General features: G+C 30.9%; 19 protein-coding genes and 1 tRNA gene. 12 read left to right on the top strand and 8 right to left on the bottom strand.

The annotated features are described in order from the left end of the window. Window positions 1-47: 47 nt before the first annotated feature. Genes rnc through ABXT64_RS05970 form a run of 3 tightly spaced genes read right to left on the bottom strand, consistent with a single transcriptional unit; the run spans window position 48 to window position 2,298 of the window. Complete coding sequence (gene rnc, locus ABXT64_RS05960) at window positions 48-791, bottom strand: ribonuclease III (RefSeq protein ID WP_443634731.1); 744 nt, start codon at window positions 789-791, stop codon at window positions 48-50. 13 nt (window positions 792-804) lie between these two features. Then, entirely contained in the window at window positions 805-2,052 is a 1,248-nt protein-coding gene (gene fabF / locus ABXT64_RS05965; protein ID WP_443634733.1) for a beta-ketoacyl-ACP synthase II, read from the bottom strand. A 12-nt stretch (window positions 2,053-2,064) separates the two neighbouring features. Continuing rightward, window positions 2,065-2,298: an acyl carrier protein gene (locus ABXT64_RS05970; protein WP_033959404.1), complete on the bottom strand. Its 234-nt coding sequence runs from the start codon at window positions 2,296-2,298 to the stop codon at window positions 2,065-2,067. A gap of 182 nt (window positions 2,299-2,480) precedes the next feature. Between ABXT64_RS05970 and purN the strand changes: the two genes are divergently transcribed. The 5 genes from purN to trhA are packed head-to-tail and all read left to right on the top strand — an operon-like array spanning window position 2,481 to window position 7,285. Further along, entirely contained in the window at window positions 2,481-3,056 is a 576-nt protein-coding gene (gene purN, locus ABXT64_RS05975) for a phosphoribosylglycinamide formyltransferase (protein ID WP_443634735.1), read from the top strand. Further along, window positions 3,056-3,694, top strand: coding sequence for a ribonuclease H1 domain-containing protein (locus ABXT64_RS05980; protein WP_443634737.1), 639 nt, complete (start codon window positions 3,056-3,058; stop codon window positions 3,692-3,694). Before purN ends, ABXT64_RS05980 begins: the two co-directional genes overlap by 1 nt. 55 nt (window positions 3,695-3,749) lie before the next feature. Further along, entirely contained in the window at window positions 3,750-4,673 is a 924-nt protein-coding gene (locus ABXT64_RS05985; RefSeq protein ID WP_443634738.1) for a PfkB family carbohydrate kinase, read from the top strand. A gap of 57 nt (window positions 4,674-4,730) precedes the next feature. Beyond that, complete coding sequence (locus ABXT64_RS05990) at window positions 4,731-6,629, top strand: amidophosphoribosyltransferase (RefSeq protein WP_443634740.1); 1,899 nt, start codon at window positions 4,731-4,733, stop codon at window positions 6,627-6,629. Window positions 6,630-6,640: 11 nt separating this feature from the next. Next, entirely contained in the window at window positions 6,641-7,285 is a 645-nt protein-coding gene (trhA, locus tag ABXT64_RS05995; protein WP_443634741.1) for a PAQR family membrane homeostasis protein TrhA, read from the top strand. A 1,170-nt stretch (window positions 7,286-8,455) separates the two neighbouring features. On the opposite strand, the gene ABXT64_RS06000 is transcribed toward trhA, so the two are convergent. Then, window positions 8,456-9,064, bottom strand: a complete 609-nt coding sequence (locus ABXT64_RS06000; RefSeq protein WP_443634743.1) for a superoxide dismutase — start codon at window positions 9,062-9,064, stop codon at window positions 8,456-8,458. Between the two features lie 185 nt (window positions 9,065-9,249). On the opposite strand from ABXT64_RS06000, the gene ABXT64_RS06005 reads away from it, so the two are divergent. The 5 genes from ABXT64_RS06005 (at window position 9,250) to ABXT64_RS06025 (ending at window position 18,779) form a co-directional block, all read left to right on the top strand. Continuing rightward, entirely contained in the window at window positions 9,250-12,393 is a 3,144-nt protein-coding gene (locus ABXT64_RS06005; protein ID WP_443634745.1) for a UvrD-helicase domain-containing protein, read from the top strand. 25 nt (window positions 12,394-12,418) lie between these two features. After that, window positions 12,419-13,618, top strand: coding sequence for a glycine C-acetyltransferase (kbl, locus tag ABXT64_RS06010; RefSeq protein ID WP_443634746.1), 1,200 nt, complete (start codon window positions 12,419-12,421; stop codon window positions 13,616-13,618). 129 nt (window positions 13,619-13,747) lie between these two features. Then, complete coding sequence (locus ABXT64_RS06015; RefSeq protein ID WP_443634747.1) at window positions 13,748-15,130, top strand: OmpA family protein; 1,383 nt, start codon at window positions 13,748-13,750, stop codon at window positions 15,128-15,130. A gap of 67 nt (window positions 15,131-15,197) precedes the next feature. Beyond that, window positions 15,198-17,924 (top strand): PD-(D/E)XK nuclease family protein, encoded by a 2,727-nt coding sequence (locus ABXT64_RS06020; protein ID WP_443634748.1) that lies wholly within the window; start codon window positions 15,198-15,200, stop codon window positions 17,922-17,924. A gap of 3 nt (window positions 17,925-17,927) precedes the next feature. Then, entirely contained in the window at window positions 17,928-18,779 is an 852-nt protein-coding gene (locus ABXT64_RS06025) for an alpha/beta hydrolase family protein (RefSeq protein WP_443634750.1), read from the top strand. Here ABXT64_RS06025 and ABXT64_RS06030 read toward each other — a convergent pair. The 4 genes from ABXT64_RS06030 to ABXT64_RS06045 all read right to left on the bottom strand — a co-directional run bounded on the left by ABXT64_RS06030 (window position 18,776) and on the right by ABXT64_RS06045 (window position 21,214). After that, a complete protein-coding gene (locus tag ABXT64_RS06030; protein WP_443634928.1) occupies window positions 18,776-18,997 on the bottom strand; it encodes a hypothetical protein in 222 nt (73 codons plus the stop codon). The two genes, ABXT64_RS06025 and ABXT64_RS06030, sit on opposite strands and share 4 nt — an antisense overlap. Before the next feature lie 320 nt (window positions 18,998-19,317). After that, entirely contained in the window at window positions 19,318-20,115 is a 798-nt protein-coding gene (locus tag ABXT64_RS06035) for a universal stress protein (protein WP_443634752.1), read from the bottom strand. A 213-nt stretch (window positions 20,116-20,328) separates the two neighbouring features. Next, a tRNA-Ala gene (locus tag ABXT64_RS06040) sits at window positions 20,329-20,402 on the bottom strand. A 14-nt stretch (window positions 20,403-20,416) separates the two neighbouring features. Next, window positions 20,417-21,214: a universal stress protein gene (locus ABXT64_RS06045; RefSeq protein ID WP_443634753.1), complete on the bottom strand. Its 798-nt coding sequence runs from the start codon at window positions 21,212-21,214 to the stop codon at window positions 20,417-20,419. Window positions 21,215-21,255: 41 nt separating this feature from the next. On the opposite strand from ABXT64_RS06045, the gene ABXT64_RS06050 reads away from it, so the two are divergent. Both ABXT64_RS06050 and ABXT64_RS06055 read left to right on the top strand, forming a co-directional pair. Beyond that, complete coding sequence (locus ABXT64_RS06050) at window positions 21,256-21,759, top strand: GNAT family N-acetyltransferase (protein WP_443634754.1); 504 nt, start codon at window positions 21,256-21,258, stop codon at window positions 21,757-21,759. A gap of 14 nt (window positions 21,760-21,773) precedes the next feature. Continuing rightward, on the top strand, window positions 21,774-23,108 hold the full coding sequence (locus ABXT64_RS06055) for an MATE family efflux transporter (protein WP_443634756.1): 1,335 nt from the start codon (window positions 21,774-21,776) through the stop codon (window positions 23,106-23,108). Window positions 23,109-23,161: the final 53 nt, after the last annotated feature.

Consider the following 23,161-nt stretch of genomic DNA (forward strand, 5'->3'; position numbering starts at 1 on the left):
AAAAATACAATTTCCAAGAAGAACTTATAGTTGAAAAACTGTTAAGGTTAAGACATTTCGCTGTCTATTCTTTTTTGTAATTTATAATACGCTCTTTTTGCAGCTGTTTCTTCTGCTTTTTTCTTTGAAGTAGCTCTAGCTTTAGCGATGGTTTCTTCTTCAAGTATTAAACGCACAGCAAAATGTTTTAAAGTGTCATTGCCTGTGTCCTCATAGATATTAAATTTAAAAGGCTTCTTATTTTTTTGACACCATTCTATGAAAAGACTTTTATAACTAATTATTTTACCCTCTAATTTCTGAATATCTACATAAGGTTTAATAACCCTATGATTTATAAATTTCTCACAATATTTAATTCCTCTATCTAAGTAAATTGCTCCAACTAAAGCTTCAAAAACATTCCCATGAATGTTTTCCCCAAATTGATCATTAGGGATATTACTTCTTACTAATTGTAATAAATTTAAATCACGTCCTAATTCATTTAGATGCTCTCTACTAACAACTTTTGAACGCATTTTTGTAAGATAACCTTCATTACCACTAGGCACTTTTTTAAATAAATGAGAAGCAATAATAGTACTTAATATCGCATCTCCTAAAAACTCCATCCGTTCATAATTTTTAGGATGTTTAGCATCTGTTTTTTCATTCATTGAACGATGTGTAAATGCTTCTTCGTATTTAGAAATATCTTTAGGCGAAAAATTAATAATTTTTTTTATGGAATAAAAAAAATCCCCGTTCTTTTCAGAACGAGGATTAAATATGTTTTTAAATGATGCCATTTATAAGATATACTTATATTTTTTTAAAAAGAACACATGCATTGTGTCCTCCAAAACCAAAAGTATTACTCATAGCAATATTAATTTCTCTTTTTTGAGGTTTGTTTAAAGTTAAATTTAACTCCGGGTTAATGCTTTCATCAACTGTAGTATGGTTAATCGTAGGAGGCACTATTCCATATTTCATAGATAGAATTGAAGAAATAGCTTCAATAGCTCCAGCAGCACCTAATAAATGACCCGTCATAGACTTGGTCGAATTGATGTTAATGTTTTTTGCATGTTCACCAAATACTTTAGTAATAGCAATTAACTCGGCAGTATCACCTAGTGGAGTTGAAGTACCATGCGTATTAATAGCGTCTACTTGATCTGGTGTAATTCCAGCGTCACGTAAACAGTTTTGCATTACTCTTACTACACCAATTCCATCAGGATGAGGAGCTGTCATATGATATGCATCACTAGACATTCCGCCACCAATAACTTCTGCATAAATTTTTGCGCCACGTTTTTTAGCATGTTCGTATTCTTCTAAGATAAGTGCTCCTGCACCTTCTCCAAGTACAAACCCATCACGTGTAGCATCGAAAGGGCGAGAGGCTGTTTCTGGGCTTTCATTTCTAGTTGAAAGCGCATGCATGGCATTGAAGCCACCCATACCAGCAATTGTAACTGCTGCTTCACTACCTCCTGTAACGATAATATCACAATGATCTAATCGAATATAGTTTAATGCATCTATCATTGCATTTGCTGATGATGCACAGGCCGAAACTGTGGTATAATTTGGACCCATAAACCCATGTTTAATAGAAATATTACCTGGGGCAATATCTGCTATCATTTTAGGAATAAAAAAGGGGTTGAAACGTGGTGTTCCATCCCCTTCTGCAAAGTTTATCACTTCGTTTTGAAAAGTTTCTAATCCACCAATACCAGCACCCCAAATTACACCTACTCTAAATTTATCAACCTCCTCGAGATTAATTTTTGCATCTTCTATCGCTTCCTGCGATGATACAAGGGCATATTGGGCAAAACGGTCTAGTTTTCTAGCTTCTTTTCGGTCAAAATGATCTAATGCGTTGAAATTTTTTAATTCACAAGCGAATTTTGTTTTAAACTTTTCAGTGTCAAAATATGTTATAGGGGCACAACCACTCTTACCTGCAATTAATTGATTCCAATATTCTTCAATATTATTTCCAATAGGGGTAAGTGCGCCTAATCCTGTTACTACAACTCGCTTTAGTTCCATTAAGAAGTTTTTTTATTTAGCTTCTTCAATATATGAAATTGCTTGACCTACAGTAGCTATATTCTCTGCTTGGTCATCTGGGATTTGAATATCGAATTCTTTTTCAAATTCCATAATAAGCTCTACAGTATCTAATGAGTCGGCTCCTAAGTCATTTGTGAAGCTAGCTTCGATAACAACTTCGTTTTCGTCTACACCTAATTTGTCTACGATAATAGCTTTTACTCTTGATGCAATGTCTGACATAATTCTTGTTTTTTAATTTTTAATTATAAATGGCAAAAATAAAATATTTTAACTTAATACACCATCTTTATAATAAAATGTGAGCCTAAATTAACTATTTTGGTCGAAGTAAAACCACTTTTGCCGTACTTTTGTGTTTTATTTATTAACGATACTTCTAAACAACCTAATAAACTCAAATGATGAAGCGCCTTATTATTTTTGCTTCCGGTAGCGGTACCAATGCTCAGAATATTATTCAACACTTTAAATACCACAAGCTTGTTAAAGTTGTGCTAGTGCTCACAAACAATAAGGATGCCAAAGTACTTGACAGGTGTAAAGTGCTGAAAACAAACTCATTAGTGTTCTCAAAAGATGAATTAATGTCAGCTAAATCTGTCAATGAAGTCTTAAAACAAGAAAAGCCAGATTTAATCATTTTGGCAGGTTTCTTATTAAAATTTCCCGAATTTATTCTAAAAGAGTTCCCAAACAAGGTAATTAACTTACATCCGGCACTTTTACCAAAATATGGTGGAAAAGGCATGTTTGGTCACCATGTTCATAAAGCAGTAATAGCTAATAATGAAAAAGAAACCGGGATTACCTTTCACTATGTCAACGAAAATTATGATGAAGGAGCAATTATTTTTCAGAAGAGTGTATCATTAGAAGCAAATGAAACTCCAGATACAGTTGCTAAAAAGATACATGAATTGGAACATGCTTACTTTCCGAAGGTAATAGAAGATTTATTATTTCCAGCACATAAATAATGGCAAAAAAGCAAAAAAAATTTTATGTCGTTTGGACAGGTCATCGTACTGGAATCTTTCCTACTTGGGAAGATTGTAAAGCTGCTATAAATGGTGTAAAAGGAGCCGAGTATAAATCCTTCCTAACTTTTGAAGAAGCTAAAAAAGCTTACAATAAAGAATATGCTGATTATAAAGGGAAAAACACTAAAAAGAAAACAATTTCAAAGGAAGAAATTGAAAGAATAGGGGAACCTAATTTATATACAATTTCTGTGGATGCTGCCTCAAGTGGTAATCCTGGTATTATGGAATATCGAGGAGTAGATACCCAAACACATCAGCAATTATTTCATCAAGGACCTTTTCAACAAGGAACAAATAATGTAGGCGAATTTTTAGCTTTAGTGCATGGCTTAGCCTATTTAAAACAAATGAATAGCGACCGTAATATATATAGTGATTCGAGAATTGCAATAGGTTGGATTTATAAGAAAAAATGCAATACTAAATTAAAGAGAACCGTTAAAAATCAACCGACTTTTGATTTAATTAAACGCGCTGAGACCTGGTTAAAAAATAATAGTTATACGTCTACAATTATTAAATGGGAAACCAAAGTTTGGGGAGAAATTCCAGCAGATTTTGGCAGAAAATAAAGAGAATAAGAAATATTAAAAACCTTATATTTGCGCTTTCATTTAAGAGATTCCTATGAATAAACTTGTTATTGTTGGTACCGTTGCTTTTGACGCCATCGAAACACCTTTTGGTAAAACTGATAAAATATTAGGCGGAGCCGCTACTTATATAGGTTTATCTGCTTCAAATTTTGACATAAATGGAGCTATTGTTTCTGTCGTAGGTGGAGATTTCCCAGAGGAATATATAACAATGCTAAAAGAAAAAGGGTTGGATGTTTCTGGCCTTGAAATTGTGCCTGAAGGAAAAACATTTTTCTGGAGTGGAAAATATCACAATGATATGAATACCCGAGATACTTTAGCAACAGAGTTAAATGTACTTGCCGATTTTAATCCAATAGTTCCGGAAGATTATAAAGATGCAGAGGTAGTAATGTTAGGAAACTTACATCCTATAGTTCAAATGGGAGTGATTAATCAAATGAAAAATCCAAAATTAGTGGTATTAGATACTATGAATTTCTGGATGGACTGTGCTTTGCCTGAGTTAATGGAGGTAATTAAAAAAGTAGATGTAATTACAATCAATGATGAGGAAGCCAGACAGCTTTCTGGCGAATATTCTTTGGTAAATGCATCAAAGAAAATAATGAGCATGGGGCCAAAATACGTGGTGATTAAAAAAGGAGAACACGGAGCTTTGTTATTTCATGGTGAAGATATGTTCTATGCACCAGCCTTGCCTTTAGCTGAAGTTTTTGATCCTACTGGTGCTGGCGACACCTTTGCTGGAGGTTTTACAGGCTTCTTAGCAAAAACCGAAGATTATAGTTTTGAAAATATGAAGAATGCTATTATATATGGATCAGCATTAGCTTCATTTTGTGTGGAAAAATTTGGAACGGAACGGATATTAGATGTATCGAAAGAGGAAATTCATAATCGGCTTCATCAATTTAAAAGCCTAACACAATTTGACATTAAGATAACATAAACACACGCCCTGAATTTTCAGGGCTTTTTTATAAATTTATAGATTAATAGTATAATTATGAGTGATGCTTTAAAACATGAATGCGGAATTGCACTAGTTAGGTTATTAAAACCTTTAGAGTATTATAAAGAGAAATATGGTACTGCATTTTATGGTGTTAATAAAATGTATCTAATGATGGAAAAACAGCACAACCGTGGTCAAGATGGTGCGGGTTTTGCTAGTATAAAATTAGATGTTGATCCAGGGGAACGATATATAAGTAGAGTTCGATCAAATGCCTCACAACCCATTCAAGATATTTTTGCTCAAATAAATAAAAGAATCAACGAAGAGTTTTCTGAACACCCTGAATATAAAGATGATGTTGCTGCACAAAAAAAGAACATACCCTATCTAGGAGAATTATTTTTAGGTCATGTGCGCTACGGAACTTTTGGCGGGAATAGTGTTGAAAATGTACACCCATTCTTACGTCAAAATAATTGGATGCATAGAAATTTAATTATTGCGGGGAATTTTAACATGACTAATACCAATCAATTATTTGATAGTTTAATTGAATTAGGGATGCATCCAAAAGAAAAGGCTGATACCATTACAGTAATGGAAAAAATTGGACATTTCTTAGATGATGAGGTTAGAAAATTATATAAAAAATCTAAGGCAAAAGGCCTAAGTAAAATTGAAGCTTCACCTTATATTGTTGACAATCTAAATGTAACTAAAATATTAAAGAAATCTTCAAAATCATGGGATGGAGGATATGCTATGGCTGGGTTATTAGGTCATGGAGATGCTTTTGTATTTAGAGACCCTGCAGGAATTCGTCCAGCATACTATTATAAGGATGATGAGGTTGTAGTTGTTGCTTCTGAAAGACCTGTGATACAAACGGTGTTTAATGTGCCTTTTGAGGAAGTAAAAGAAATTGACCCAGGAACTGCAATTATAATCAAGAAAAATGGTAGCCTAGGGATTTCTCAAATTATTGAACCTTTAGAGCGTAAATCTTGTTCATTTGAACGCATTTATTTTTCAAGAGGGAGTGATGCAGAAATTTATCAAGAACGAAAAGAGTTAGGTCGTTTAGTAATGCCTAAAGTTCTTGAAGCAATAAATTACGATACTGAAAATTCTGTGTTTTCTTTTATTCCTAATACTGCAGAAACCTCATTTTATGGAATGTTGGATGCAGCTCAAAATGAATTGAACAAACAAAAGAACGAAGCAATATTAAAAGAGAAAGAAGGATTAACTAAAGAACGCCTTCAGCAAATACAAGCACATAAAATTAGAACTGAAAAAATTGCGATAAAAGATGTAAAGCTAAGAACCTTTATTACCGATGATAGTAGTCGTGATGATTTAGTGGCTCATGTTTATGATGTAACATATGGGGTTGTAAAATCTACAGATAATTTGGTTATTATTGATGATAGTATTGTTAGGGGAACAACGTTGAAGAAGAGTATTTTAAAAATGCTTGATCGTTTAAATCCAAAACAAATTGTAGTGGTTTCTTCAGCACCTCAAATACGCTATCCAGATTGTTATGGAATTGACATGGCTCGTTTAGAAAAGTTAATTGCATTTCAAGCAGCTCTAGCACTACATAAAGAAAAAGGGAATATAAATATTGTTGATGAAATTTATGCTAAATGTAAGGCTCAAGTAAATGTAGCTGATCATGAACAAATAAATCATGTAAAAGAATTATACGCTCCATTTACAGATGAAGAAATTTCTGATAAAATTGCTACGATTATTAGTGATGAGAGTATAAAATCAAAAGTTAAAGTTATATTTCAATCGGTAGATGATTTACATATTGCTTGTCCAAAAAATCTTGGAGATTGGTATTTTACAGGAAATTATCCCACAGATGGTGGAAACAGAGTGGTAAATAAAGCTTTTATTAATTTTGTGGAAGGCAATCCTGAAAGAGCCTATTAAGTTATTCTTTAATGAAAAATATAAAAGAGAATTACACCTATGATCCTTTAGAGGAGAAATTGAATGTATATACTCATGCTTTCGGTTTGCTTTTAAGTGTAGTTGCCCTTTTTTTATTGATAAATAAATCTATTTCACTAGATACTATTTGGTATCATGTTAGTTTTCCTGTCTTTGGAGCTAGTTTAATTATTTTATATGCCGCTTCTACTTTTTACCATAACGCAAAGAATGAAAAAGCGAGAAGAAAGCTGAATATAATAGATCATGCTTCTATTTACATATTAATAGCGGGCACTTACACACCTTTTGCTTTAGTTACTTTACAAGGGAAAACTGGATGGATTATTTTTGGAATAACATGGGGACTAGCGTTAATAGGAGTTATTTTAAAAATATTCTTTACAGGAAGGTTTGATGTAATTTCAACAATAGCTTATGTTTTAATGGGATGGGTAATTGTTTTTGTATTTAAACCTTTATATGAAGCCTTGCCATTTCATGGTGTTTTATGGCTATTTTTAGGAGGATTATTTTATACCATTGGAGCATTATTATACAGTATTAAAAAGATAAAATTCAATCATGCTATCTTTCATGTATTTGTTTTATTAGGTAGTTTTTGTCACTTTATTGCTGTTTATTTTTATGTATAATGTTAAATAATAATTTTTTTTTTGACATTATATGTTTTTAATCGTCTATTTTATTCACTTAATCTAAAAGTAGGAAAATTCTTGCTTTTAATTCACTTAAAATAGTATATTTGAATATACCAGAGCATAAGTAGGTTAAGTTCATGGTAGATTTGGGGCAAAAAAGGTAAACTAAAGTTTGCCTTTTTTCATGCCCAAAATTTTGAGATGAGGCGAAGAACTTATGTGCCGTATACATTTTTAAAACTAACGTTTCCTTTTTGATACTTTTAAGCTTTTCTTTATTGAATTTTTTATAAAAAAGCGCTTTTCAACGAATAAAACCGTTGTTGGTCTAAAAGTTAATTTTAACACATTTATATTAGTATATTTGACTATACCATAGCATAAGTAGGTTAAGTTCATGGTAGATTTGGGGCAAAAAAAGGTAAACTTTAGTTTACCTTTTTTTATGCGCCAAATTTTTAGAAGGGGTGGCGAACTTGTGAGCCGCATTACTTTTATTCTGAGCGGTCTGTTTACCTTTTTTTATGCGCCAAGTTTTGAGAAGGGGTGGTGAGTTTACGAGCCGTTTCATCTTTTTTCAAAACGACTGTTTATCTTTTCCAGGCGATATTTTTTTTGCTGGGTGGTCTATTTTCGAACAGTTTTTCGTTCTGAAACAATAGTTTTTCCTCATTAATAAACCAAAATTTAAAAAAAATTAGTGATTTTATGAATAATTTTAATAAGTTGAAAAACAGATAATTGAATTTTAGAATTTTCAATTCTGTAGCAATAACCCCTTTATACCGTATTTAAGTTATACAAACCACATGAAGTAGTTTAATAATTTTTTTTTATAATGACATTAAAATTAGAGGAAGCATTTAATTGCTTAGAGAAAAACCAAATTACAGAACCAATCAATTTAAAAATTTCTAGTAAGATTAAAAATTTTAAAAATGAGATTAAATAGTGCAATGAATATTTAAAAAGTATTAAGAAAAATTACAAAATTTTAGATTCAAAGCCTTTACATGAAATAAATATGGAAAACAATTCGATTGAAACTACATTTAAAATTCAATGGATTAAAGATAGGGATTTTGGAATGGATGTGTTTAAGGGGTAAAATAAAAAAAGCCTACTTAATATTAAGTAGGCTTAAGGTAAAATAATATTAAACCCTTATTTGTTAGATGCGTATAAAGCTGCAACTTCTTGCCAATTAATTACATTGAAAAATGCATTTACATAATCAGGTCTTCTGTTTTGATAGTTAAGATAGTATGCATGTTCCCAAACATCTAAAGCCAAAATAGGTGTTCCTCCACAACCAATTCCTGGCATAAGTGGATTGTCTTGATTTGCAGTTGAACAAACTACTACTTTTCCTCCTTTTTGAACACATAACCAAGCCCAACCCGATCCAAATTGAGTTTTTGCAGCGTTAGAAAAAGCATCTTTAAAAGCTTCAAAACTTCCAAAAGCATCATTAATAGCCTCAGCTAAATTACCTGTTGGTTCTCCTCCTCCATCTGGAGACATGATATTCCAAAATAAGTCATGATTGTAAAATCCACCACCATTATTTCTAACAGCCTTATTATCTTTATCTAAATTAATTAGAATATTTTCAATAGTTTTCCCTTCTAAATCTGTTCCTTCAATAGCAGCGTTCAAATTATTTGTATACCCTTGATGATGTTTGCTATGATGAATTTCCATAGTGCGCGCATCGATATTAGGTTCTAAAGCATCATATGCATATTTAAGTTGTGGTAATGTAAAAGCCATATCTATTATATTTAATGAATAATTATTTATACCTCAAAAGTACGCAATTATCACTTTACTCTAAAGGAGTTTTGTTTATAAGAACTTATTGCAGAATAAATATAATTTATAGTTTAAGATAAACCTTCTATATAAATTCAATTAAGTACATTTATATCATATTTTAATTATTTAAAAACAAGTTTTTGAAACTGAATGCACCTTTAAAAATATATGATGCAGCCGCAGGGAGTGGTAAAACTTTTACACTTGTTAAAGAATACCTTAAGCGTATACTTTCATCAAATAATGAAAGTCATTACAAGCATTTATTAGCAATAACTTTCACTAATAAAGCAGTTTCAGAAATGAAACAACGTATTATTTCAAATTTGGTTTTTTTCTCTAAGAAAGAGTTCATGGAAAACCCTTCTGAAATGGGAAAAAATATTGCTTCTGAATTAGATCTAACTTTGCAGTACATCAACAGCCAATCTAAGAAAGTGGTAAAGCATGTATTGCATCATTACAGTTTTTTTAGTGTCGAAACCATAGATCATTTTAATCATCGTATTATTAGAACTTTTGCAAGAGACCTGAAGCTTTCAGGGAATTTTGATGTAGATCTTGATGTGCAAAAACTTATTTCTGAAGCAGTTGATCAATTAATTAGTAAAGCGGGTGATGATCAAAAAATCACTAAAGTATTAATAGATTTTGCAATAGAAAAAACGAATGACGATCGTTCATGGGATATTTCGAAAGACATTACTAAAATATCTCAATTGCTCTATAAGGAAACAGAAGAGCAATCTGTTTTAAAACTTAAAAAGAAATCCATTGATGATTTTTTAGTGTTGAATACTCTTTTAAAAAAAGAAAAAACTTCAATCACAAAAAACATAAAAATACTCGCAAAAGAATCATTACAGTTGATAGAAGAAGCTGGACTGGAGTTTAATGACTTTACAAGAAGTAGTGTGCCTAATTATTTTAAAAAATTAGCAAATGAAGATTTCAATGTGAAGTTTAACGCAAATTGGCAAACAACAATGGGAGAACAACCCTTGTACCCTGGTAGAGTAGATGCCACAATTGCAGCCATTATTGATGAATTAACACCCGCTTTTAAAACAAATTTTGAAAAAACTAAATCACTCGTTCATCAACTGATGTTGTACTCTTCTATGTTAAAGAATAGTGTTCCTTTATCAGTAATAAATTTAGTTAGTAAAGAAATTGAGGTTATAAAAGAAGAAAAAAACATAGTACCAATTTCTGAATTTAACAGCTTAATTTATCAAGAAATTAAAAATCAACCGGCTCCTTTTATTTATGAACGACTAGGAGAACAATACCGACATTTTTTTATAGATGAATTTCAAGATACTTCTTTTCTACAATGGCAAAACTTAGTTCCTTTAATAGACAACGCTCTTTCACAAGAATATGAAGATAATACGCAAGGAAGTCTTTTATTAGTAGGAGACGCAAAACAATCTATCTACCGTTGGAGAGGAGGTTTACCAGAACAATTTATTGATTTATGCACCGATACTAATCCATTTTTTACTGAAGAAGCTCAAATAGAATCTCTTCCTGTTAATTATAGGAGTTGTAAAGAAATAATAGAGTTTAACAATCAATTTTTCACGTTTATTTCAAAATATTTAGGAAACTCTGTGTATCAACAATTGTATAAAACGGGAAATAATCAGATCACAAATTCAAAAGAAGGCGGATTCGTAAAAATTGAATTTATTGAATCAGAAAAAAAAGAAGAACGTCATCTTATGTATGCTGAAAAAGTAGATCAAACCATAGATGAGCTACTAGTTTTGGGATACAATTATAGTGACATTTGTATTTTAACGCGAAAGAAAAGTGAAGGCGTTGCTTTGGGAACTTATTTACTTGAAAAGGAAGTCCCAATAATTTCAAATGAAACCTTACTATTAAATCATTCAGGAATTGTCAATTTTTTAATCAATGCAATTACACTTAGTTTAAACTTTAACCACGAAGAAGTTAAGGTTAAATTTCTAGATTTTTTATACGATCATTTTTCTATTTCCGAAGAAAGGCACACTTTTTTTGAATCTATATTATATACTTCAGAGATTGATTTTCCAATTCATTTAGCAAAGCATGGAATTCATTTTAATTTAGAAACGCTTCGTACAGATTCCTTATATCAAAATTGTGAATATTGTATTCGACAATTAAACTTAGAGGAAATAGCAGATGCGTATTTGTTTGGGTTTTTAGATTTTGTTTTTGATTTTGAGCAAGGGAATCAAGCAAATAAAAATTTATTTTTAGAGGAATGGAATGCAAAAAAAGAAAGTGCAGGAATTGCTTCAAATTCAGCAAATGCCATTCAGTTAATGACAATACATAAGGCAAAAGGATTAGAGTTTCCAATTGTTATTTTTCCATATGCAGATGTAGATTTATATTTTGAAATGGAGGCGAAATCATGGTTTCCATTAAATGAAGAAGATTTTGGATTTGAAGAGACTTTGATAAACTTTAATAAGGATGTCGAGCATTTTGGAGAAAAAGGAGCAGAGATTTATCAAAAAAGAAGAAATACGCTTGAGTTGGATAATTTTAATTTATTGTATGTAACCTTAACTAGAGCTGTGGATCAATTATTCGTTTTTTCTGAAAAACCAAAACCAAGAAAAGATGAAACACCTACAAATTTTAATCAACTATTTGTTACTTATTTAGAACATTTAGGAGTTTGGAATGAAGATCAAATTATCTATGAATTTGGAACAAAGAAAAATAAGATTCAAAAGGAAATAGTAGAGGCGAAAATTCAAAAAGAGGCTTGTCTAATTTCTACTTTACCCGAAACACATCAAATTAATATTGTTACAAAAGAAGCATCACTTTGGGAATCTGATGCAGAAATTGCTATTAACATTGGTTCTTTGCTTCACGACACCATGGAACTTATAAAATACGATCATGATGTTTCATTTGCAATTGAAACAATAAGCAGAAAAGAATCTCTTTCAACTTCAGAATTAAACATGCTTGAGAAGAATGTGTTAGCAATTATAAATCACCCAGAGTTACACCATTTTTATAAAACTTCAGACCAAATAGAAAATGAAAGAGATATTTTTTCAAATGGAGAAATAGTTAGACCCGACCGTTTAAATATACATTCAAATAATGAAGTGACTATAATAGATTATAAAACAGGAACTGTAAATTCAAAAAACGATAGGCAAATTAATGGGTATGCTACAAGCCTAAATGAAATGGGCTATAGGGTTTCAGAAAAAATTATAATCTATATCTCAAATCAACAAATTTTAATAAATAAAGTATAAATTTGGCGACTTAAAATCGAATAGTATGTACGGAAAAATAAAAGATCATCTTACCAAAGAAATACAGGAAATTGAGGATAATGGTTTGTTTAAAAAGGAACGTATCATTACTTCTCCACAAGATGCAGTTATAAAAATTAATACAGGAGAAGAGGTGATCAACTTTTGTTCTAATAATTATTTAGGTCTTTCTTCAAATAAGGAAGTAATACAAGCCGCAAAAGATGCGATGGATACCCATGGCTTTGGAATGTCATCTGTACGTTTTATTTGTGGCACACAAGATATTCACAAAGAATTAGAAAGTAAAATAGCAGATTTTTATCAAACAGAAGATACTATATTATATGCTGCAGCTTTTGATGCCAACGGCGGGGTATTCGAACCTTTGTTGACGAAAGAAGATGCTATTATTTCAGATTCATTAAATCATGCTTCTATTATTGATGGAGTTCGGCTATGTAAAGCAGCCCGCTATCGATATGAAAACAGTAACATGGAAGATCTTGAAAAGCAACTTATTGCTGCAAATGAAAATGGTGCCCGTCATAAAATTATTGTTACAGATGGGGTGTTTTCTATGGATGGGATTGTTGCGCCTTTAGACAAGATATGTGATTTAGCCGACAAATACGATGCATTAGTAATGATTGATGAGTGTCATGCTGCTGGTTTTATAGGTAAAACAGGAAGAGGAACTCTTGAAGAAAAAGGAGTTATGGGTAGAATAGACATTATTACCGGAACTCTTGGTAAAGCATTAGGTGGTGCTATGGGGGGTTATACAACAGGAAAAAAGGAGATTATTGAATTATTACGACAAAGGTCAAGACCTTATCTATTTTCTAACTCATTAGCCCCAGCTATTGTTGGAGCTTCAATTAAAGTTTTCGATTTGCTAGCTAATGATACTAGCTTAAGAGATAAATTAGAAGCAAATACTAATTATTTTAAAAAAGGAATGTTAGCAGCAGGTTTTGATATTGTAAAAGGGGATTCTGCAATTGTACCTGTTATGCTATATGATGCGAAGTTATCACAAACTATGGCCGACTTATTATTGGAGGAAGGAATCTATGTAATTGGTTTCTTTTACCCAGTAGTTCCTAAAGATAAAGCAAGGATAAGAGTACAACTATCGGCTGCTCACGAAAGACAGCATTTAGATAAAGCAATTAATGCCTTTATTAAAATTGGAAATAAATTAGGCGTAATTAAGCCGTAACAACCATTATTTAAGGGGCAAAACCTAAATTATTCTAAAAAATTTAATAGATTTGTTTTTGTTAATAAATATTTACAACTTACTTTTGCAGATAATAACACTTAAAAATTTAAAATTAAATAATTGAATATGAAACATCTTAACATTTTATTAGTTGCGGTACTTCTGTTAGTTGGAACTGGCGTATCAAATGCTCAAGACAAAAATAATCCATGGGCGATTGAATTAGGAGTAAATGCAGTTGACACTTATCCTGTAGGAGTAAGTGATGACGGAAGATTACCTAAATCGTCAAAAGGGGATTTATTTCATGAATACTTTAATGTAAATGATCACTGGAATATTATTCCTTCAGTATCTAAAGTTTCTGTCTCTAGATATATGGGTGATGGATTCATTTTTTCAGCTACTGGAACAATTAACTCTATTGAAAAAGTAGGAGATTCTAAAGTAGATGATTTATCTTATTATGCAGCTGATGGTGAAATTAAATATAGCTTTAGAGATCTACTAGGCGGTGGTTGGTTTGATCCAACTATTGGTGTTGGTGGTGGTTATACTTGGGTAGATGACCTAGGGTTTGGAACTGCTAATGGTTTAGTTGGTTTCCGTTTCTGGCTTACTGAAAGCCTTGCGGTAACTGCGGGATCTACTTATAAGCATTCTTTTGAAGATACTTACGGAATTACACATTTCCAACATTCTATGGGAGTAATGTTTAAATTTGGTGGAACTGATACAGATGGTGATGGTATTTACGATCACGAAGATGAGTGTCCAGAAATTCCAGGTTTACCTGAATTTAACGGATGTCCTGATACTGACGGTGACGGAATCGAAGATAGGAATGATGCTTGTCCAGAAACACCTGGTACAGTTGAATTTAATGGTTGTCCTGATACTGATGGTGATGGTATAGCTGATCCACAAGATGCATGTCCTACTGTACCTGGTATCGCTGCACTTAATGGTTGTCCAGATGCAGATGGTGATGGTATCACTGATGCTGAAGATGATTGTCCAAATGAAGCTGGTCCTGCTGCTAATAACGGTTGTCCTTGGGCTGATGCTGACGGAGACAGCGTATTAGACAAAGATGATGAATGTCCTAACATAGCTGGTACTGTTGCAAACAATGGTTGTCCAGAAGTTACTATAGAAATTATTAAACAACTTAATGATTTTTCTAAAACGATTTTATTTGATACTGGAAAATCTACTATTCGTCAAGAGTCGTATGCAGTTCTTCAAAATATCGTAGACATCATGAAAGAATACTCAAGTGCTTCTTTCGTACTTGAAGGTCATACTGATAGTCAAGGTCGTGAAACTACAAATCAGAAATTATCTGAAAGTAGAGCTGCCTCCGTAAGAGAATATCTTACTAGTATTGGAATGAGTGGTTCAAGATTATCTTCAGTTGGTTATGGTGAATTAAGACCTATAGCTTCTAACAAAACTAGAGCTGGAAGACAAGAAAACAGACGTGTTGAAATTTCTTTAAAAAAATAAGAAAGACTCACACAAAATAAATACTAAAAACGCCTCCTATTAAGGGGGCGTTTTTTATTTTTATAGAATGCAAACATTTTTAGAAGAAACGATTAATCATATTAGAGATAATCATAAAGATATTTCTTCTACTACTATTATTTTACCAAGTAAAAGAGCAGGAGGGTTCTTGAAAAATTATTTAAGGGAGAGCACGACAAAGCCCCAATTCTCCCCCAAAATAATAAGTATTGAAGAATTTATAGAAGTACTCTCAGATATAAAAATTATTGACCCTACAGAGCTTTTATTTAAAAGTTATGCTGCTTATCTAAAAACTCCATCAATTGAAGATAAGGATCCCTTTGATGTTTATGTGTCTTGGATATCGACATTAATTGGAGATTTTAATGAAATGGATCGATATTTAATTCCTCCAAATAGTTTTTTTAGTTATTTAAAAGGAATAAAAGATATCAATCATTGGTATGTAAAAAAGGATAAAACTAAACTAATAGAGAATTATTTAAAGTTTTGGGATAGTCTTCCTCAATTTTATGAACTCTTAAAAAACTCATTACTTGATGAAAATATTGGATACCAAGGATTAGTGTATCGGGAAGCTGCTGAGGCCATAGAGCATTATATTTCAGTTAATGGACATAAAGAACATATATTTATTGGGTTTAATGCACTAAATAATGCTGAGCAAACAATTGTACAAGAATTATTAGAAACAGGAAACACGAGTATTTATTGGGATGCAGATGCGCACTTTTATCATGATCAATCACATAGTGCTTCGTATTTTTTAAGGAAGTACTCTAAAGAATGGAAATATTTTAAAAATCACCCCCTAAAAAAAATCTCTAACAATTTTAAAGAAAAGAAAAATATTCAAATAGCTGAAATTCAGAAAAGCATAGGCCAAGTTAAATATGTTGGTGAAATACTTTCAAAATTAACTAACGAGGAGATTAATAAAACGGCTATTGTGCTTGGAGATGAAAAATTAATTCTTCCGATCATACATTCTTTACCTAGCAATGTAACCAACGTAAACATTACAATGGGAGTCTCTTTGAAAACGTTCCCTATAGTTCGATTATTTGAATCACTTTTTAACTTGCAAAACAACTATACAGAACAATTATATTTTAAGCAGGTACTTTCAATTTTAAATCATCCAATTGTCTCAAGATTAATTCCAAACTCAAAGTATTTAATACATCAAATTAGCCTACAGAATAGAAGTTATATTTCATTTGCAGAATTAAAAGACCTTGATCCTACTTCTAATATTGAACCCCTTCAACTATTGTTTGATTCCTGGAATAATAATAGCAAGAATGCTATAAAAGCATGTTTAAATATTATTTCAATATTAAAAAAAGCGTTAGAGTTCAACCAGATAGAAAAAGTTGTTTTATTTGAATTAAATACAATATTCAAAAAAATCCAATCATTACATAACACCTATGATTATATCCAGTCTGTATCCACTATTAGTAATCTTTATGCCGAATTAATTTCTAAAAGCACCATTGATTTTAAAGGTGATGCATATAATGGATTGCAAATTATGGGTGTGTTAGAAACACGATTATTAGATTTTTCAAACCTGATAATTGTTTCAGTTAATGAAGGAACATTTCCATCGGGAAAATCGAATAATTCATACATTACTTACGATCTTAAAAAACAATTTGGATTGCCTTCTTTTGCTGAAAAAGATGCGATATATACCTACCATTTTTATAGATTACTACACAGAGCAAAACAGATATATTTACTATATAATAATTTTTCTGAAGGATTAAATACGGGTGAAAAAAGCAGGTTTATTTCGCAATTAGAAATAGACCAATTAGAAAATCATACGATAGAAATGGTTTCAGTAAATCCGATTATAAAAATTAAAAAACAAACACTTCAAAGTATTGACAAAACAGAGTCAGTTTTAGCCCGTATTAAGGAAATAGCCGAAAAAGGGTTTTCTCCTTCTGCTTTGATCTCTTATATCAGAAATCCTTTAGATTTTTATTATCAAAAAATATTGCAGATAAATGAGTATCAGGAAGTCGAAGAAATAGTTGCGGCAAATACATTAGGAACAATAGTGCATGATGCATTAGAGGTCCTTTATAAGCCTATTGAAGGAAAGTTTTTAGGCGAAAAAGTCTTGCTTGAATTAAAGAATAAGATAGAAGAAGAAGTAATTGCTCAGTTTCAAAAAACATTTAAAAAAGGTTCATTTAAAAGAGGAAAAAATTTAATCATTTTTGAAGTAGCTAAAAGATATATTTTAAATTTTATTGAATTTGAAATTTCAGAAATTAAAAAAGGAAATCAAATTAAAATAGTTAAGATTGAAAGTAACTTGTCTGCAGAAATAGAAATTCCTTCATTAAATTTTCCTGTTAAAATTGGAGGAAAAATAGATCGTTTAGATGAATATAATGGAACTGTACGCATCATAGATTATAAAACAGGTTTAGTGCAGCCAGGAGAGTTAGAATTGGTTGATTGGTCAATTTTAACAAGCGATAAAAAGTATAGTAAAATAATACAAGTATTAGCCTATGCATTAATGATTAATCAAGAACAAAAAATTGAAAATGTAGAAGGAGGAATCATTTCATTTAAAAATTTAAAAAAAGGATTTTTAAAATTCGCAACTAAAGAATCAGCTAGAAGTCGAACAAAGGATACTATGATTACTCAAGAAACTTTAGACTTATTTAAGGAAGAGTTAAGTAAACTTATTATAGAAGTTTGTGACCCAGATATTCCATTTTTAGAAAAAGAACTATAGTGTATGCAGATAGAAAAAAATATAATATTAGAATCTAAAGAAAAAAACCCCATTCTTCTTGATGTATATTATCAAAAGAACATGGAGCCAAAGCCTATTGTAATATTTTGTCATGGTTTTAAAGGATATAAAGATTGGGGAGCATGGAATCTAGTAGCTGAAGCATTTTCTAAGGCAGGCTTTTTCTTTTTAAAATTTAATTTTTCATATAATGGAGGTACTATAGAACAACCTATTGATTTCCCAGATTTAGATGCTTTTTCGCAAAATAATTATAGTAAAGAGTTAGATGATTTAGAGCGTGTATTAGAGTTTATAACAGGACCGAATGTGTATTCAGAAGAAATAAATAAAGAGGCTATTTCTTTAATTGGTCATAGCCGAGGAGGAGGAATTGTACTTATAAAATCTTCAGAAAACCCCAAAATTAAAAATGTAATTACTTGGGCTGGTGTTTCAGATTTTAGAGCCAGATTTATGGAAAATACACCCACTTTTATTGATTGGAAAAAAAAGGGAACCACCTATATTGTAAATGGAAGAACAAAACAGAACATGCCTCTTAATTTTCAGTTTTATCAAGACTTTATAGAAAATGAAAATCGTTTAACCATACACAACTCAGTTAAGAAATTAGAGATTCCTTACCTTATAATTCATGGTGAAAATGACCCTACAGTAACAATAAAAGAAGCTCAAATGTTACATAAATGGGCAGCTAAAAGGAGTCATCTTAAAATTATTGAAAATGGAGACCATGTCTTTGGTTCTAAACACCCTTGGGAACAAGAAGTATTGCCCCATGATTTAGAAAAGGTAATGAATGCTACTCTTAATTTTTTAAAAGAATCCTAAGACTGAGAACGTCCTTTTAATCGCACTTCTATTTTTTTCTTTATAACAGTTAAGCGTTTCATAATATCCATTAATTCGGAATCTTTACTTTCCTTATAAATATCATTTATCCCAAGAATTAATCCCTTCACTTCTCTAGATGCAATAATTCGATCACTAGTCGTTTGAAAAGAAAGTTTTCTTTGTTCAAATTCTAATGCTTTATTAATAAGGTCCATATTTTGTTTGTCTTCTTTACTCATTTAAAATGCTATATAAATATTCTAATTGTTAACTCTAGTGCAATTACTATACCAACTCATTAGTTAATACTTTCTTGTAGTTTGTATGACAAAATAGCACTATTCGGTATAAATATAGCAATATTTAATTACCAACAAAGAGAATTGAAAAATGAATTGTATAATAAATTAATATAATGTGCTAATAATTAGGATTAATGACCCTAAATATGAGGAAATATTTTGTAAAATATTTAAACAAAAACGACCTCTTTACTTGATGTAAAGAGGTCGTTTGAACTATTTCTGAAATTCAGTTATTCTTGAATTCCACTTAAAACTAATAATGGTTTACTCGTATGAAAATCACGTTTTAGAATGCTATTCTTTTCCCATAATTTTTTAAAAAACCCTCTTCTTCTTCTTATAACACATAACATATCTGGGTTATGTGATTGAAAATGCTCTAATACACCTTGAAAAGTAGTTGCATTTTCAGTTGTAGTTAAAGAAGATTTTATAGCTAAAAGATCTTGATCTATTACTTTACTTTCTTCAGTAGCTTCTGGTGTAATTACATGTAGTAAGTTAATGTTAGAATTAAAGATACTTTTCATATAATTTAAAGGCTCTAAAACATTCTCTTTTTTAAATTGCCCATTTTTAAAAGCAAATAAAATAGAGTCAAATTTTCTAAAAAGAAATCCGGTTGGAACAATTAATAAAGGAATTTCAGTCTGCTTAAGAATTTTTGATGTTGTTTTACCTAAGTAAACTTCGTCATCTATCTCAATACTTTGAGGAGAAAGAATAATTAGATCTATATGTTCTTTTTTAGAGATTTTTTTAATTTCCTCAAAAGGATTTCCTTTAATTGATTGTGCATTAATTTCAACTCCTTCAGAGTTTATTCCATTAATAACATCTTTTAATTGCTGACTTTTTTCTTTAATCCAAAACTCATTTACGCTTATCATATCCTTTAATTTAGATTCATCTTCATAAACGCTAATTAAAAAGACTTTACCTCCACTTATAGAAGCAAGGTTTATTGCGTATTTTAAATTGTTAATTCCACTTTCAGTAGTACCTACAGGGACAAGAATATTTTTCATTTTTTATGTATTGAAATTTCCGGCAAAATTACATAGAATATTTAATTTATAATACAAAAATATAATAAATATAAAAAACTGTAAATGAGGTATTTGGAAACTTATTTTTGTGAAGAAGATGGGAGTAATTTTATTCCCTTCAAAACCTTGAGCAAGCTCGGTTTTTCAGAAACAAAAAAATCTGTCTTACGACAAATAGTTTTCTGCTTGATGTGGAGAAGATGGGAGTCGAACCCACGACCTCTTGACTGCCAGTCAAACGCTCTAGCCAGCTGAGCTACATCCCCAAAATTTGTAATGCTTATTCCATTTTACCACTAAGCACTAACAATGGCTTACTAGTATGAAACTCATGCTTATAAATTACATTTTTCTCTTTAAATTTTTGAAAGAAACCTCGTTTTCTTCTTATTACACATAAAAGATCAGGATTTTGAGATTGAAAATGTTCTAAGATTCCTTGAAAAATAGTCGCATTCTCGGTGTGAGTTAGTTTATTTTTCATTTCTAATAACTCTGAATCAATTTCATTTTCAGACTCTTGATTATCTGGCGTAAATACTTGTAACAAATTTAAATCAGCACTGAATAATTGAGTGATATTTTTTAAAGGAGTAAATATTTTCTCCTTGTCAAAATTTCCATCTTTAAAAGCTAATAATATAGTTTGAATTTTTTTAAATAAATAATCTCTAGGAATAATTAATAAAGGAATTTCTGTTTGTTTTACAATTTTACCTGTTGTATTTCCTAAGTAACGCTCCTCTTTAATATCAAGACTTTGAGGCGAAAGAATGATTAAGTCAATATTTAGCTGTTTTGAAACCCTTGCAATACCTTCAAAAGGATTCCCTTTGATTGGGCGAGCCATAACATCGACACCCTTTGTATCAACCTTACTTAAAACTTCTTTTAACTGCTCTTCGTTTTCTTCAATCATTAATTGATTTACTTTGGCAAGCTGTCCAACTTTCGAAAATTCTTTATATAAATTAATTAAATATACTTTTGCTCCACTCATAGAAGCAAAATGGATGGCATATTTTAAGTTATTTATACCATTTTCCGTAGAACTTACAGGAACAAGAATACTTTTCATTTTTCTAAATTATTAACTTTGTGCAAAAATACATCGAATAAATGATACGATTAGCAGAAATAGAAGAAATACCCGAAATTTTAAGTGTGACAAAAGCATGTGCTAATCATATGATTTCCAACAAAATATTTCAATGGAATGAAGGGTATCCTTCCCAAAGCGCTTTTGAAAATGATATCCTTAGGAATGAACTTTATATTTTTTTATTAAATGAAAATTTAATAGGAACCTTAGTGTTAACACCTAAAATGGATGAAGAATATATCCCTATAAAATGGAGAACTCAGTCAAAAAATAATTTATACATACATCGATTGTCAATCCATCCAAAACACCAAGGAAAAGGCTTTGCGCAACAATTAATGGATTTTGCTGAAAGCTTTGCAATAGAAAATAATTATAGCTCTATTCGATTAGATACCTTTAGTAAGAACCTTAGAAATCAAAAGTTTTACGAACTTCGCGATTATATTAAAACAGGAATAGTTTTTTTCCCAAATCAAAGTTCAGCCCCTTTTTATTGTTATGAAAAGGTCCTATTATAAGAGTTAAATTTTTTATGCAAACAATAGATATATCGTTTAAACGAATTCAACAGTTAGCTTTACCAGCTATAATCGCAGGTATTGCCGAGCCTGTTTTATCATCTACGGATGCAGCTATCGTTGGAAATATTTCTGAATTCGGCACCGAATCTTTAGCAGCAGTAGGTATTGTAGGGGTACTATTATCTACATTAATTTGGGTGCTTGCGCAAACTCGAAGCGCAATTTCTGCTATAATTTCTCAAAATTTGGGGGCTGGTAAAGTAGATACACTTCAAAGTTTCCCTGTCCAAGCCATTTTATTTAATGTCTTGTTAAGTATCGTTGTATTGTTTTCAACGTATTTTTTTATAGAAGAGATATTAATATTTCTAAATGCAGAAGATCTTATTTTAAAATTCAGCCTGGATTATTATAACATACGTGTTTGGGGATTTCCACTAACCTTATTCACTTTTGCCATCTTCGGAATATTTAGAGGTTTTCAGAATACTTTCTGGCCAATGATTGTTGCCGCTATAGGAGCTATAACCAACATTGTTTTAGATTTTGCATTAGTTTATGGTGTGGATGGTTTTATTGAACCTATGCATGTAAAAGGTGCCGCCTGGGCAAGTTTAATCTCACAAGCTATTATGGCTATCATGGCATTAATTTTTTTGCTGAAGAAAACAGAGGTATCCTTAAAACTGAAACGTAAAATCCATCCAGAAATAAAACGTTTAGTGGCTATGAGTTTCAATTTATTTATACGTTCAGTAGCATTAAATGTCGCATTATTAATTGCGGTAAGAGAAGCCACATCTTTCGGGAAAGAATTTATTGCAGCACATACCATTGCGATTAATCTATGGTTGTTTTCTGCTTTTTTCTTAGATGGTTATGGAGCTGCAGGAAATATTTTAGGAGGGAGGCTTTTAGGCGCTAAAAACTATAAAAAGTTATGGAAATTAACCAAAAAAGTGAATGGATATAATTTAATTGTGAGTGTTTTATTAATTATTGTAGGACTCTTATTTTACAAGCAACTTGGGTTGTTGTTTAATAAAGATGCCCTTGTATTGTCTACTTTTTATAGTGTATTTATGTTGGTGTTAATCTCACAGCCGTTTAACGCATTAGCGTTTACATTTGATGCGATTTTTAAAGGATTAGGAGAGATGAAATATTTAAGAAACATATTATTAGCATCCACCTTTTTAGGTTTTATACCCACGCTATTAATTTGTACTTATTTCGATTTAAAACTAACAGGTATATGGATTGCTTTAGTTGTCTGGGTGGCATTTAGAGCTTTGGTTTTAATCATAAAATTTAAAAATAAGTATTATAAATTGGCTCAAAAATAAATTTGCCCTCCTTTTTAAAAAAGAAGGGCAAACTATTTTATATTATTAATTGA

This window comes from Candidatus Marifrigoribacter sp. Uisw_064 (assembly GCF_047730175.1).
In the GTDB taxonomy this organism is placed as follows: Bacteria; Bacteroidota; Bacteroidia; order Flavobacteriales; family Flavobacteriaceae; genus Marifrigoribacter.